We start from the raw sequence: 14,620 nt of genomic DNA on the forward strand, positions 1-14,620 counted from the left end.
CACTTCCCGTTGGTGCACAAAAGCTTCCTGTCCTCGGTCGACGAGCAGACCCTGGAGCTGTTCGACTTCGTCAAAGGCCCCGGCTACGTCGAAGACCTCGGCAACGGCCACAGCGTGATGGTGATGATCCCCGAGCTGGTGGACCTGGAAGCCGACCTCGACAAGCCGATCCCCGAGCGCTTCGAGTCCCTCGCCGCCGAACTGCGTGACGAAGGCATCGACGAGCAGCAGGTGCGCCGCATCGTCCGCGCCGTCGGTGGCTCGGGCTTCAACCTCAACCTGTTCCCCAACGTCGCCTGCTCGATGGCGTTTTTCCGCGTGCTGCAGCCGATCTCGGTGACCGAGACCGAAATCCACCACTCGGTGATCACCATGGACGGCGGCCCAGCCGCAGCCAACCGCTACCGGCTGCGCCTGCACGAGCACTTCCAGGGCCCGATGGGCTTTGGCACCCCGGACGATTCCGAAGCCTGGGAGCGCGTGCAGAAAGGCGCCCGTGCCGGTGAAGACCTGTGGATCATGCTCAACCGCGGCCTGCCGGGCGAGAAACCCAGCGCAGACGGGCTGGTGTCCGACGTGAGTGCCGAAACCGGCATGCGTGCGGCGTACCAGCAGTGGAAAAAGATGATGTCGGCGTGAGCGTGGAGAACCCTATGAACCTGCAATTGCTGCAAGAAGTCACCGCCTTCATCTGGCAGGAAGGCGACATGCTCGACCACGGCGAGTACGACACCTGGCTCGGCCAATGGACCGAAAAAGGCACGTACATCATCCCCATCGACCCGCGCGAGAGCGACTACGAAAACACCCTCAACTACGCCTACGACGACCACCACATGCGTGGCCTGCGCGTGCAGCGGTTGATCGGCGGCGAGTCGATTTCCACCAGCCCGCAACCACGCACCGTGCGCACGATTTCGCGCTTCCGGGTGCTGGGCGACGACGGCGTCAACGTGACCGTGCGCTGCGCACAGAACGTGCGCGAGTTCCGCAAAGAGAGCCTCAAGCACTACAGCGCCGACCTGACCTACACCCTGGTGCGGGCGCAAGGCAGCTTCAAGATCCACCGCAAGGTGATCAGCCTGATCAACAGTGACGATACCCTCGCCGGTATCGGCTACATCCTCTAGGGCCACGACCATGAGCGAACAACTGCTCGATGTGATCGTGCAAGCCCGCGAAGTGCAAGGCGGTGACGTGGTCGTACTGGAGCTGGCCGCGGTCGACGGCCAGGCCCTGCCGCGCTTTGCGGCAGGCGCCCACGTCGACCTGCACCTGGCGCCCGACCTGGTGCGGCAGTATTCGCTGTGCGGCGACCCCGCGCATGCCAATGTCTACCGCCTGGGCGTGCTCAAGGACAGCCAGTCCCGTGGCGGCTCGGTGGCGGTGCACGAGCAGCTGCAGCCCGGCACGCCAATGCGCATCAGCGCGCCGCGCAACCTGTTCCCACTGGCCAGCGACGCCACGCGCTCGATCTTGCTGGGCGGTGGCATCGGCATCACCCCGATGATCGCCATGGCCCATGCCCTGCATGCCCAAGGTAAGCCGTTCGAGCTGCATTACCGCGGCCGCTCACGCAGCCGCTGCGCGTTCGTCGACGAACTGCTCGGCGCACCGTTCGCGGCCAGCGTGTTCACCCACTTCAGCGATGAAGGCCCTGAGCAGCACCTGGACCTGGCCCAGGTGCTGGGCCCCGCCATGCCTGGCGTGCACCTGTACACCTGCGGCCCAGCGGGCTTCATGGATTGGGTGATCGCGGGGGCGCGCCAGCAAGGCTACGACGACACACACATCCACCACGAGTACTTCCAGGCCGAGGTCGACACCTCGGGCGGCAGTTTCGAGGTGGTCGCCGCACGCAGCGGCAAGACCGTACAGGTGCAGGAAGGCCAGCCCCTGACCGCCGCCCTGCGCAGTATCGGGATCAAGGTCGAGGTGTCCTGCGAGCAAGGTGTGTGCGGCACCTGCCTGTGCGACGTGCTCGAAGGCGAACCCGACCACCGTGACCACTACCTGACCGAAGAGGAGAAACACACCAACGAGCAGATCGTACTGTGCTGTTCCCGGGCGCGCGGCAAGCGCCTGGTGCTGGATATCTGAAAAACAAAAACAAAAACAATACGTGACAGACAAGCGGGCGCAAGACCTGCAGCCCTTCTGCCCAGTTGCTCGACTGCCCAGGACTTGTACTGATCACACTTCCAGGATTACCCCATGGAACTCAAATGGCCGTTGCGTGCGAAACCGTTTTGCTTGTGTGTGGGCGCCGCATTACCCCTGACGTGCTTGGCCGATGTGGTGGATGACAGCCACCTCTCGCTCAATTTCAGAAACCTCTACCTGAACCGTAACTTCACCAACCCCAGCGCGCCGGTGTCCAAGGTCGGCAACTGGTCGCAGGGCTTCGACCTGCAGTTCGAATCCGGTTACACCGATACCCCCGTGGCGCTCGGTCTCGACCTCAACGGCCAATACGCCGTGCGCCTGGACTCCACCGGCAACGATGGCTCGCTGCCCTTCAGCAAGCACCGCCAGCAGGCCGCCGACGACTACAGCCGCGGCGGTGCGACCCTGAAGGTCAAGTACGCCAATACCAGGGTACTGATCGGCGATCAGAAACCTTTCTACCCCGTCGCCTCCAACGACCCCAGCCGGCAGCTCGACACCATTTACCAGGGCGCGGTGATCGAATCACGCGACATCGACAACCTGACCCTGGTTGGCGGGCGCTTCTGGTCCATCGTCACCCGCGAGTCGTCCAACCATGAGCGCCTCTACCGCTTCGGCACCCGCGACGACCTGGACAGTGATGGCCTGGACTTCGCCGGCGCCACCTACGCCCTGACCCCAGACCTGCAAGCCAGTTACTTCCATGGTGTGCTCAACGACATCTACAAGCAGGACTACGGCGGCATCAAGCACGCCCTGAAGTTCGCCGACGGCTACCAGTTGAAAACCGACGTGGGGTACTTCAACAACCGTGAAGACGGTGCCGCACGCAGCGGCGCCGTGGACAACCGCGCCTACTTCGGCCTGGTCACCCTGGAAAAAAGCGGGCACATGCTGGGCCTGAGCTACCAGCGCATGACCGGCGATACCGTGTTCCCGACGTTGAACGGCTACGTGCCGCAGCTGTGGCTGCCGAACTGGGCGGGCCTGCCGTTCATTCGCCCGGATGAACGCAGCTGGTCGGTGCGTTATGGCTACAACTTCGCCGCCATGGGCCTGCCCGGGCTGAAGCTGTTCACCCGCTACATCAAAGGCACCGACATCGACCGCGGCCCGGGCCTTGCAAGGGACCAGGAAAGCGAGCGCGACATCATGCTCAGCTACGTGATCCAGAGCGGCCCGCTCAAGGACCTGGCCTTCGACCTGAAGAACATGCGTACCCAACAGCAGTACGGCAACGACTACAACGAGTATCGCCTGATCACTTCCTACACCTGGAAGTTCTGGTGACCGGCCCGCATGGAGATGGCTCATGAGTAACCTGAACACCAGCATCACCCGCGATACCGACCCGCGCACCATGCGCCGCATTGTCATCGCCTCGGTCCTGGGCAATGCCCTGGAATGGTATGACTTCTTCCTCTACGGCACGGCCGCAGCACTGATTTTCGCCCCGCTGTTCTTCCCCGCCGGCACCGACCCGGTGCTTGGCACCATGGCCTCGTTTGCCGGTTTCGCCGTGGGCTTTCTGGCACGCCCGCTGGGTGGCCTGATCTTTGGCCATATCGGCGACAAGGCCGGGCGCAAGAAGGCCTTGGTGATGACCCTGGCGATCATGGGTGCGGCAACCTTCGCCATGGGCCTGCTGCCAACCTTCGAACAGGTCGGCTACCTGGCCCCCGCCTGCCTGGTGATCCTGCGCGTGCTGCAAGGCGTTGCCTCGGGCGGCGAATGGGGCGGCGGCGTGCTGCTGCTGAGCGAGAACGCACCCAAGGACCGCGTCGGCTTCTATGCGGCCTGGAGCCAGCTGGGTGTTTCCGGCGGGTTCGTACTGTCTGCCGCTGCGTTCTACCTGGTGCAGATGCTGCCCGTCGAAGACATGATGAGCTGGGGCTGGCGGGTGCCATTTTTGGCCAGCATCCTGATCTTTGGCGTAGGGGTGTACATCCGCCGTCGCCTGCCAGAGAGCAAAGCCTTCGTCGAGGAACAGGCCCAGCAGGACAAGCCCGAGCACATGCCGGCCATGGAAGTGCTGCGCAACCACCCCAAGGCCGTGCTGCAGGCCATGGGTATCCGCATTGCCGAAAACGGCAGCGCCTACCTGTTCCTCGCCTTCACCATCGCCTACGCCAAGTTCACCGGCCTGGATACGCAACTGGTGCTGGCCAGCGTGATGGTGGCGATGATCGTCGAGGCCGGCACCATCGTGTTCTGGGGTTGGCTGTCGGACATCATTGGCCGGCGGGTGGTGTATGCCATCGGCTCGGTCGGTTTGATGGTGCTGGCGTTCCCGTTCTTCTGGATGCTCGATACCCACTCACCGGTGTGGGTGTACCTGGCGGCGTTGCTGGGCATGGCCTTCTGTCACGGCGCGATGATCGGCACCCAGCCGGCGCTGATGGGTGAGCTGTTCCCGGCCAAGGTGCGCTATTCGGGGCTGGCGATGGGGCACGAGATCGCCTCGATCTTCTCCGGCGGCCTGGCGCCACTGGCGGCAACGGCGCTGTTCAGCATTTACAAGGATGCCTGGCCGGTGTCGGTGATGCTCGTGGTGATGGGCGCGATCACCACCCTGGCGGTGATTTCCATCAAGCCACAAGCCTCTGCAGACAATAACTGACCGCGTGTTCAGCCCCTTCGCAGGAGCGGCCTTGGGCTGCGAAGGGGCCATCAGGCTGTCCCCATCAGGGCTGTCCCCTCAGGAACTTGCAAGCATGAATACCCTGACCGAAGCGCAACACCTCAAGCACACCCAAAAACGTTACGTGTACGAATGGTATGTGGTCATCCTGTGCATGGTGGCCTACATCTTCTCGTTCGTTGACCGGCAGATTCTGGCCCTGATGATCGAGCCGATAAAAGCCGACCTGCAGCTGAGCGACACCCAGTTCAGCCTGCTGCACGGCCTGGCGTTTTCGCTGTTCTACGCCTTCATGGGCATGCCCATCGCCTACCTGGCCGACCGCTTTTCGCGGCCACGCATCATCGCGGTCGGGGTGATTTTCTGGAGCTTCGCCACCGCCGCTTGCGGCCTGAGCAAGAACTTCACGCAGATGTTCCTTGCCCGTATCGGCGTGGGCGTCGGCGAAGCAGCCCTGTCGCCTTCGGCCTACTCGATGTTCAGCGACCTGTTCCCGAAGGAAAAGCTCGGCCGCGCAGTGGGCATCTACTCCATCGGCTCGTTCGTCGGTGGCGGCATTGCCTTTCTGGTCGGCGGCTATGTGATCACCTTGCTCAAGGACGCACAGACCATCGAGGTGGCCTTCCTTGGCGCCATGAAGGCCTGGCAACTGGCGTTCTTCATCGTCGGCCTGCCTGGGGTGCTCGTGGGCCTGCTGATCTGGCTGACCGTGCGCAACCCCGAGCGCAAGGGCGCGCAGTTGGACGCCGACGGTAATGTGCGCAAGGTGAAGCTCACCGACGGCCTGCGCTTCATCGGCCGTCACCGGGCCACGTTCAGCTGCCACTACCTGGGCTTCTCGTTCTACGCCATGGCGCTGTTCTGCATGATGAGCTGGACACCGGCGCTGTACATCCGCAAGTTCGGCATGAGCCCCGAGCAAGCCGGCTTCATGCTCGGCACCATCCTGCTGCTGGCCAACACCACGGGTGTGGTGTTCGGCGGTTGGCTGACCGACCACCTGGCCAAGCGCGGCCGCAGCGATGCGGCCATGCGTACCGGGGTAATCGGTGCGCTGGGCATGATCGTGCCGGCCGTGCTGTATTCGCAGGTGGACCAGCTGTGGCTGTCGGTGACCCTGCTGGTACCGGCCATGTTCTTCGCCTCGTTCCCCATGCCGGCGTCCACTGCGGCCATGCAGATCCTCTCGCCGAACCAGGTGCGTGCGCAGGTATCGGCGGTGTTCCTGCTGATCAGTAACCTGCTGGGCCTGGGCTTGGGCACCACGCTGGTGGCGCTGATCACCGACCGCTACTTCGGCGTACCGGCTGCGGTCGGTTCTTCGATGTCGATCGTCAGCTTCGTTGCGTCATTGCTGGCCATCGTGTTGCTGGCCAAAGGCTGCAAGTGCTTCCGACACAGCATGCAGCGTGAGCACCCCGTCGCGGCCTGAAGTGTTGGCCAGCATGACCCGATTGTAGTCGGAGGCACTGGGTGCCAGGCTTGGCATTTTCAGCGCCTATCAGATCGAGCGCCGCCCGCGCGGCGCTCGTTATCCGCCCCACCTCCAAGCCTAAGGCAAGCACCTGGCCGCCTTCACCCTGTCTGCCGACAAGCACATAGCAGCCCACTCCCCCAATATTCCGTGTAAACGCAAAAAAGCCCAGACCCTCCCCGCACGGAAAGGCCCAGGCATAAACGGTGAATACTGTGGAGGCTGGCGTGTGTAGGAGCAGCCTTGCGCTGCGAAGAGGCCGGTGACAGCAGCGTAGATTTACTGTGTTTTCACCGGCCTCTTCGCAGCACAAGGCTGCTCCTACAAGGGTTGAGCGTCAGCCGAGCGCCACCTCCAAACTCGAGACAACACTTTCTTTTCCCTCACCACATGTGGCACACAAAAAAGCCCGGACCCTCCCCGCACGGAAAGGCCCAGGCATAAACGGTGAATACTGTGGAGGCTGGCGTGTGTAGGAGCAGCCTTGCGCTGCGAAGAGGCCGGTGACAGCAGCGTAGATTTACTGTGTTTTCACCGGCCTCTTCGCAGCACAAGGCTGCTCCTACAAGGGTTGAGCGTCAGCCGAGCGCCACCTCCAAACTCAAGACAACACTTTCTTTTCCCACACCACATGTGGCACACAAAAAAGCCCGGACCCTCCCCGCACGGAAAGGCCCAGGCATAAACGGTGAAACCTGTGGAGGCTGGCGTGTGTAGGAGCAGCCTTGCGCTGCGAAGAGGCCGGTGACAGCAGCGGAGATTTACTGTGTTTTCACCGGCCTCTTCGCAGCACAAGGCTGCTCCAACAAGGGTCGAGCTTTAGCCGTCTTGCAACGCACGCGGGCGATGGCTGCGGGTTTCGGCCTCAGGCGCCTGCGCAGCCTGCAACGTGAAGTCGAAGGCCAACTCGGCGAAACGCTCCCCTTGCACACCCCGATCATGCGCCGCCGCCGCATCCTCGACAAAGCGCAGGTCACCGATCAGACCATCACGGGTGGCATAGGCAAAGTCATCCCACAGGTATTGGTCACCGGCGAAGTTGATCTGCGTGGTCAGGTGGCGATGCCCCGGCGCGGAGATGAAGAAGTGCACGTGCGCCGGGCGCTGGCCGTGGCGGCCAAGCAAGTCCAGGCACTCCTGAGTTGGCCCCTGCGGGTCGCAACCATAACCGGACGGCACGATGGAGCGGGCGCGGTAGCGGCCCTCTGCGTCAGTCATGATGCGTCGGCGCAGGTTGTACTCGGACTGGGTCGAATCGAAGTACGAATAGGTGCCCTGGGTGTTGGCGTGCCAGAGATCGACGGTAGCGCCTGCCAGCGGCTTGCCGTCGGCGCCGAATACCTGGCCTTGAAGGAACATCACTACGCCGGGGTCGGTGCCATCGTCCATGCGTGCTTCGCCTTGGCTAAGCGGCGCGCCTGCAACGTACAGCGGGCCTTCAATGGTGCGCGGGGTACCGCCGGTCAGGCCCGCTTCGGCATCCTTGGCGTCTTGCAGCAGGTCGATGAAGTGCTCGATCCCCAGGCCCGCTGCCAGCAGGCCCGCCTCGTTACGGCCGCCCAGGCGGTTGAGGTAGTCGACGGCATGCCAGAACTCGTCCTCGCTCACTTCCAGGTCTTCGATCAGACGGGCAGTGTCCTGCAGCACGCGCAGGATGATCTGCTTGAAACGCGGGTTACCCTCGGCGTGCCCAAGGCCTGCGACTTCTTCGAAAAACGACTGGATCTCGGCAGTGTGGGAAATTTTCACGGTCATTTTGCTTACCTCATCTTGTTCTTGTCAGGTAGTCAGGGACGAATCAGCGGTCGTCACTGTGGATCGACGACGGGTGGCGGCACAAGCCGTCCACCTCGATCTCCATGTACGGGAACAGCGGCAGTTGCATCAGGGTGTCGTGCAGGGCCTCGACGCTTGCCACATCGAACACGCTGTAGTTGGCGTAGTGCCCGGCAATGCGCCACAGGTGGCGCCAGGTACCTTCTTGTTGAAGGCGCTGGGCCAGTTCCTTTTCATCGGCCTTGAGCTTGGCGGCCTTGGCCGGGTCCATGTCGACCGGCAGTTTCACGGTCATCTTCACGTGGAACAGCATGCGGGTTCTCCTTAAGGCGTTGAATGTACAGTTCAGCGGCGGGCGAAGCGCGCCAGGCGCTGCTCGTCCAGGGTCAGGCCAAGGCCTGGCGTGCGTGGAATGTGCAGCTGGAAGTCGTGGTACTGCGGCGGCTCGTTGACGATCTCTTCGGTCAGCAGCAGCGGCCCGAACAGCTCGGTGCCCCAGGTCAGCTGGCGCAAGGTGAGGAACGCGTGGGCCGAAGCCAGGGTGCCGATCGAGCCTTCAAGCATGGTCCCGCCGTACAGGGCGATACCGGCCGCTTCGGCGATTTGCGCTGTGCGCAGCACTGCACGTGGGCCGCCGTTCTTGGCGATTTTCAGAGCGAAGATGCTGGCCGCACCGTCGGCGGCCAGGCTGAAGGCGTCTTCGACGCTTTCGATCGATTCGTCGGCCATGATCGGCGCTGGGCTGCGCTGGTTGAGACGCACCTGGCCGCCGCGGTTGATCCGCGAAATGGGCTGTTCGATGAGGTCAATACCGTTGTCGCCGAGCACCTGGCAGGCGCGCAGGGCCTGGGACTCGTCCCAGTACTGGTTGACGTCGACCCGCACGCTGGCGCTGTCACCCAGCTCGCGCTTGATCGCCACCACGTGCTTGAGGTCCTGCTCCACCGGGTTGGCGCCGATCTTCAGCTTGAACACACGGTGGCGACGGATCTCCAGCATGTGCTGGGCTTCGGCGATATCACGGGCGGTATCGCCGCTGGCCAGCGTCCAGGCCACTTCCAGGCTGTCGCGTACTCGGCCGCCCAGCAGTTCGCTGACCGGCAGGCCCAGGCGCTTGCCCTGGGCATCGAGCAAGGCGCTTTCGAGCCCCGACTTAGCAAAGGTGTTGCCCTTGGCCAGCTTGTCCAGCTTGAGCATGGCGGCGTTGATGTTGTCAGCCGGCAGGCCGATCAGCGCCGGTGCCAAGTGTGCGTCGATATTGGCCTTGATGCCCTCGGGGCTTTCGTAGCCGTAGGCCAGGCCACCGATGGTGGTTGCCTCGCCGATACCTTCGACGCCGTCGCTGCAACGCACGCGCAATACCACCAGGGTTTGCTGCTGCATAGTGTGCATGGCCAGCTTGTGCGGGCGAATGGTCGGCAGGTCGACGATAATTGCATCTATACGTTCAATCAGGGTGTTTGTCATTGTTGCCAGGTCCCGTCAGATCGGACCGCAGATGGCAGACCCGATAGTTGCACTTACTTGATTGATCAAGCATTGCGCGAGACCCTGATACCCGTCCAATATCAAATGAATCTCCCACCATACCCTGGAGGTCTGATGGAACTGCGCCACCTTCGCTACTTCAAGGTGCTGGCCGAAACGCTGAACTTCACCCGTGCCGCTGAGCTGCTGCATATCGCCCAGCCGCCGCTAAGCCGGCAGATCAGCCAGCTCGAGGAGCAGCTCGGCACGCTGCTGGTGCTGCGTGAGCGCCCGCTGCGCCTGACCGAAGCCGGGCGGTTCTTCTATGAACAGACCTGCACCCTGCTCCAGCAACTGGAAAACATCAGCGACAACACCCGCCGTATCGGCCACGGGCAACGCCAGTGGCTGGGCATCGGTTTTGCTCCCTCGACCTTGTACACCGTGCTGCCAGCGCTGATCCGCGAACTGCGCCAGGACAACGAGCTGGAACTGGGGTTGAGCGAAATGACCACGCTGCAGCAGGTCGAGGCACTCAAGAGTGGCCGCATCGACATCGCCTTCGGCCGTATTCGTATCGATGACCCGGCCATCCTCCAGCAGGTGCTGTGCGAAGACCCCTTGGTCGCGGTATTGCCCAAGGGCCACCCGATGGCAGGCACCCCACTGACCCTCGCGCAACTGGCCAAGGAGCCGTTCATTCTGTACCCGGCCAACCCCAGGCCCAGCTATGCCGACCATGTGCTGGCCCTGTTCGCCCACCACGGCATGACCCTGAAGATCAGCCAGTGGGCCAACGAACTGCAAACGGCCATCGGCCTGGTGGCCGTCGGGCTCGGCGTGACCCTGGTGCCGGCGTCGGTGCAACAGCAGCACCGCACGGATATCGAGTATGTCAGCTTGCTGGACACCAGCGCCGTCAGCCCGATCATCCTAAGCCGTCGCAAGGGCGATGTGAGCCCGATCGTGCAACGGTGCCTGGCGTTGATTGCACAACAGGCGACGTGATGGGCTGCGCTGTCACATCGAGAGCGACCAGTGGGAGCACCAACACCACCGTGATTTACATTAACTGGCCAAGCTTGGAGCCCTTTCCGACCGGTCCGGCGCCCCGGCACGGCCACTCTTACAAGAGCCAGCAGCCCCCTGGCAATCCCCACCAGCACAGGAACAACGCATGATTCACGGCAAAACGCTAGACGCTTGGTACGCCTCTCACCCGCGGGTCGAGGACTTGGTCGCGCTGCGCGAAACCTGCTGGTTCAACCCTGGCATCGTGCCCACCGCACAAGCCCTGGGCGACGTCGGCCTCACTGCCACCGACGTCAGCGCAGCCAGTGCCCGGCTGCAGCGGTTTGCACCGTACCTGGCCGAGGTGTTCCCCGACACCGCCGCGTCTGGCGGCATCATCGAGTCGCCGATTCGCCCGCTGCCTGCCCTGCAGCACACCTTGCTGCAAGAGGCTGGTCTTGCCCAAGGCGGTGCGCTGTGGCTCAAGGCCGACAGCGAGCTGCCGATTTCCGGCTCGATCAAGGCCCGCGGCGGCATCCACGAAGTGCTCAAGCATGCCGAAGACTTGGCCCTGGCGGCCGGGCTGATCACCCTGGACAGCGATTACCGAGTACTGGCCAGCGATGACGCCCGGCAATTTTTCAGCCAGTACAAGGTAGCGGTTGGCTCGACCGGCAACCTCGGGCTGTCGATCGGCATCATGAGCGCGCGGCTGGGTTTCCAGGCCACGGTGCACATGTCGTCAGATGCGCGGCAGTGGAAAAAGGACAAGCTGCGCGCCAACGGCGTGAGCGTGATCGAATACCCCTCCGACTACAGCGTTGCGGTGGAACAAGGCCGCCAGCAAGCAGCAGCGGACCCTACTTGCTACTTCGTCGATGATGAAAACTCGCCTCACCTGTTCCTCGGTTATGCCGTGGCTGCCGAACGCTTGCAGGGCCAGTTCAAGGCCGCCGGCATCAAGGTCGATGCCGAGCACCCGCTGTTCGTCTACCTGCCCTGCGGCGTGGGTGGCGGGCCTGGCGGGGTGGCGTTCGGCTTGAAGCTGCTGTTTGGTGATCACGTGCACTGCGTCTTCGCTGAACCCACCCATTCGCCCTGCATGTTCCTTGGCGTGTACACCGGGCTGCATGACGAAACCAGCGTGCAGGACTTCGGCATCGACAACGTCACCGCAGCCGATGGCCTGGCGGTAGGCCGCCCTTCCGGCTTTGTCGGCAAGGCCATGCAGCGCCTGCTCGACGGCTACTACACGGTCACGGACGAGCGGCTGTACCAATTGCTGGTGCTGGCCCATGACCTGGAGCAGGTACGCCTCGAGCCCTCGGCGCTGGCCGGCATGCCTGGCATGGTGCAGGTACTGCAAGCAACGCAGTACCTGGCGCGCATGGGGCTGACGGCGCAGCGCATGGCCAACGCGACCCACTTGGTGTGGGGCACCGGTGGCAGCATGGTGCCGGATGACGAATATGCCGCCTACCTGGCCAAGGGGCGTTAGGCCTTGCGCCGACGATAAGCCACAAGCAGAAAGACAAACCACAACGGCATCACGCACAGGGCCATCCGCGTATCCGGCTCTAGGGCCAGAAGCACCAGCACGAAGCCGAGAAAGCCCAGCGAGGTGACGGCCATCGGCACGCCACCCGGCAGCTTGAACTTCGACGCCTGGTGCGCGGCCGGGTTGTGCTTGCGGTAGGCGATGTACGCGGCGAGGATCATCGACCAGGTGAAGATCACCAGAATCGCCGAGATGGTCGAAATCAGCGTGAACACCGTCATCACCTCGGGGATGATGAACAGCAGGGCCAACCCGGCCAGCATGCACATCGCCGAAAACAGCAAACTGTGCACCGGCACGCTGAGGGCCGAAAGCCTGGCAAAGATAGCGGGTGCATTACCCCGCTCGGCCAGGCCAAACAGCATTCGGCAGCCGGAATAGACGCCGCTGTTGGCAGAGGATGCCGCCGACGTCAGCACCACGAAGTTGAGCATGCCGGCAGCGGCGGGAAAGCCGGCCAACAGGAACAGCTCGACGAAGGGGCTGCGGTTGGCCGGCACTTCTGCCCACGAGACCACGCTGATGATGCACACCAGCGCCAGGATGTAGAACAGCAGGATGCGTAAAGGAATGGTGTTGATGGCCTTGGGCAGCGAACGGTGCGGGTTCTTTGCCTCGGCGGCGGTGGTACCGATCAGCTCGGTGCCAGCGAAGGAAAACACGGCAATCTGGAAGCCTGCGAAAAACCCACTGATGCCATGGGGCAGCACCGCGCCGGGCGCCACCACGTTGGACAGCGAGGCCACCACGCCATTGGGTGACACATAGGCAGTGGCGATCATCACCGCTGCGGTGATGATCAGCGTGACGATGGCCACGATCTTGATGATCCCGAACCAGAACTCCACTTCGCCGAAGATCCGCACCGCCAACATGTTCAGCCCAAGCAGCACGAACAGGGTGAAGAACGCCGGTATCCACGCGGGCACATCCGCATACCAGTACTGGAAGAACCCCGCCACGACCACCACGTCGCCGACCACCGCCACGCTCCAGCTCAGCCAGTAGGACCAGCTCAGCACGAAGCCGGCGCGCGGGCCCAGGTAGTGGGCGACGATGTCGGCGAACGATTTGAAACGCAGGTCAGAAAGCAGCAGCTCGCCCATGGCACGCATGACGAAGAACACGAAAAAACCGAGGATCGCGTAGACCAGCAGAATGGAGGTACCGGACAGCGCGATGACCTTGCCCGAGCCCATGAACAAGCCGGTGCCGATGGCGCCACCAATGGAGATCAGCTGGATATGGCGGTTTTCCAGCGTGCGTTTGAGGTGCCCGTCTTGGGCTGAGTCTGTAGGTTTGCTTTGATCAAGGCTTGCGGACATGTCTTGCATGAGCGACCTCTTTTTATTGTGGGTATCAGGGCTTTCGAACAAGGCCCGCGCAGGGCCTTGCCACGGTGTGCTATCGAACCGCGCCTTCGAACCCTTGCAACGTGTTCACGGCATTGATGCCGATTTCATCGACCATGTAGCCGCCCTCCATCACGAACAGCGTCGGGATGCCTACGCGTGCGATCTCGGCGCCCAGGCGCAGGAAGTCTTCGCTGGTGAGCTTGAAGTGGCTGATCGGGTCGTCCTCGAAGGTATCGACGCCAAGCGACACGACAAGAAAGTCCGGCTGGTGCGCGACAACGCGCTTGAGCGCGTCCTGCAACGCCAGCCGGTACTGCGCCCAGAGGGTGCCTTTGCCCAGCGGGTAGTTGGCATTGAAGCCCTCCCCGGCCCCCGCGCCCTGTTCGTGGGCATAGCCGGAGAAGTACGGGTAGGACACATGCGGATCACCGTGGATCGAGGCGAAAAACACATCGGGGCGGTCATAGAAAATGTTCTGCGTGCCGTTGCCGTGGTGGAAATCCACGTCCAGCACGGCCACGCGCCGTGCACCCTGGCTCAGGCAGCGTTCGGCGGCAATGGCGGCATTGTTGAGGTAGCAATAGCCGCCCATGTATTCGCGGGCCGCATGGTGCCCAGGGGGGCGGCACAGGGCGAAGGCACTGGGCGCGCCATCGATTACACGCTGCATGCCGGTCAGTGCCACGTTGGCACTGCTGCGCACGGCTTCCCAGGTGCCGCCGGTAATCGGCGCGCCGGCGTCCATGGCGTAGAAGCCCAGTTTGCCATCGATGAAGCCCGGCTCCCGATCGATGGCCAGGTCGCGTACCGGCCATACCAGCGGCAGCGCATCATGGGTCTTGCCGGTGGCGGTCCATTCTGCCCAGGCATTTTCCAGAAAGCTCACATAGCGCTCGCTGTGCGCCGCGACATAGCAGGCACGGTCAAACGATTGCTCGGCGATGACATCGCCAAGGCCTGTGGACTGCACACGCGCCAGCACGGTATCGGCACGCTGAGGGTTCTCGAATGACGGCGTGATGGCCCCGTCCTTGAGCTCGGAGCCATGGTGCAAGCGGTGTTTGTTGCTAAAGACTGTCAGCACGCGAATGTCCTTTTTCAAGGTGGTATCGGATAACCAATTTTCGCGACAGACCGCTGAAAATGCTTTGCTTTATGCTCAGCCAAAC

At 63.0% G+C, this 14,620-nt stretch carries 13 protein-coding genes; 8 read left to right on the top strand and 5 right to left on the bottom strand.

The window, feature by feature from the left end; translation table 11 throughout:
- The 6 genes from D886_RS0109215 to D886_RS0109240 form a co-directional block, all read left to right on the top strand.
- Positions 1 to 639: RHO alpha subunit C-terminal catalytic domain-containing protein (locus D886_RS0109215; protein WP_027593646.1), on the top strand; the 639-nt coding region annotated here is incomplete at its 5' end.
- A gap of 14 nt (positions 640 to 653) precedes the next feature.
- Positions 654 to 1,130: an aromatic-ring-hydroxylating dioxygenase subunit beta gene (locus D886_RS0109220; RefSeq protein WP_027593647.1), complete on the top strand. Its 477-nt coding sequence runs from the start codon at positions 654 to 656 to the stop codon at positions 1,128 to 1,130.
- 10 nt (positions 1,131 to 1,140) lie between these two features.
- Positions 1,141 to 2,100 (top strand): PDR/VanB family oxidoreductase, encoded by a 960-nt coding sequence (locus tag D886_RS0109225; RefSeq protein ID WP_027593648.1) that lies wholly within the window; start codon positions 1,141 to 1,143, stop codon positions 2,098 to 2,100.
- Positions 2,101 to 2,214: 114 nt separating this feature from the next.
- Complete coding sequence (locus D886_RS0109230; protein WP_027593649.1) at positions 2,215 to 3,459, top strand: OprD family porin; 1,245 nt, start codon at positions 2,215 to 2,217, stop codon at positions 3,457 to 3,459.
- Between the two features lie 22 nt (positions 3,460 to 3,481).
- Positions 3,482 to 4,789, top strand: coding sequence for an MFS transporter (locus D886_RS0109235; protein WP_027593650.1), 1,308 nt, complete (start codon positions 3,482 to 3,484; stop codon positions 4,787 to 4,789).
- 94 nt (positions 4,790 to 4,883) lie between these two features.
- Entirely contained in the window at positions 4,884 to 6,242 is a 1,359-nt protein-coding gene (locus D886_RS0109240; protein ID WP_027593651.1) for an MFS transporter, read from the top strand.
- A gap of 861 nt (positions 6,243 to 7,103) precedes the next feature.
- Here the strand turns inward: D886_RS0109240 and catA are convergent.
- Genes catA through D886_RS0109255 form a run of 3 tightly spaced genes read right to left on the bottom strand, consistent with a single transcriptional unit; the run spans position 7,104 to position 9,527 of the window.
- Positions 7,104 to 8,039 carry a catechol 1,2-dioxygenase gene (catA, locus tag D886_RS0109245; RefSeq protein WP_027593652.1) on the bottom strand — a complete coding sequence of 312 codons (936 nt, stop codon included), beginning with the start codon at positions 8,037 to 8,039 and terminating at the stop codon, positions 7,104 to 7,106.
- Between the two features lie 43 nt (positions 8,040 to 8,082).
- Positions 8,083 to 8,373: a muconolactone Delta-isomerase gene (gene catC, locus D886_RS0109250; protein ID WP_027593653.1), complete on the bottom strand. Its 291-nt coding sequence runs from the start codon at positions 8,371 to 8,373 to the stop codon at positions 8,083 to 8,085.
- A gap of 32 nt (positions 8,374 to 8,405) precedes the next feature.
- Entirely contained in the window at positions 8,406 to 9,527 is a 1,122-nt protein-coding gene (locus D886_RS0109255; RefSeq protein WP_027593654.1) for a muconate cycloisomerase family protein, read from the bottom strand.
- Between the two features lie 135 nt (positions 9,528 to 9,662).
- Between D886_RS0109255 and D886_RS0109260 the strand changes: the two genes are divergently transcribed.
- Together D886_RS0109260 and D886_RS0109265 are read left to right on the top strand one after the other, a co-directional pair.
- Complete coding sequence (locus D886_RS0109260; RefSeq protein ID WP_027593655.1) at positions 9,663 to 10,535, top strand: LysR family transcriptional regulator; 873 nt, start codon at positions 9,663 to 9,665, stop codon at positions 10,533 to 10,535.
- 169 nt (positions 10,536 to 10,704) lie between these two features.
- Positions 10,705 to 12,036 (top strand): D-serine ammonia-lyase, encoded by a 1,332-nt coding sequence (locus D886_RS0109265; RefSeq protein WP_027593656.1) that lies wholly within the window; start codon positions 10,705 to 10,707, stop codon positions 12,034 to 12,036.
- Here D886_RS0109265 and D886_RS0109270 read toward each other — a convergent pair.
- Both D886_RS0109270 and D886_RS0109275 read right to left on the bottom strand, forming a co-directional pair.
- A complete protein-coding gene (locus tag D886_RS0109270) occupies positions 12,033 to 13,430 on the bottom strand; it encodes an amino acid permease (RefSeq protein ID WP_027593657.1) in 1,398 nt (465 codons plus the stop codon). The two genes, D886_RS0109265 and D886_RS0109270, sit on opposite strands and share 4 nt — an antisense overlap.
- 70 nt (positions 13,431 to 13,500) lie before the next feature.
- Positions 13,501 to 14,535: a histone deacetylase family protein gene (locus tag D886_RS0109275; RefSeq protein ID WP_027593658.1), complete on the bottom strand. Its 1,035-nt coding sequence runs from the start codon at positions 14,533 to 14,535 to the stop codon at positions 13,501 to 13,503.
- Positions 14,536 to 14,620 lie beyond the last annotated feature (85 nt).

Source organism: Pseudomonas sp. LAIL14HWK12:I7 (genome assembly GCF_000483465.1).
Lineage (GTDB): Bacteria > Pseudomonadota > Gammaproteobacteria > Pseudomonadales > Pseudomonadaceae > Aquipseudomonas > Aquipseudomonas kermanshahensis.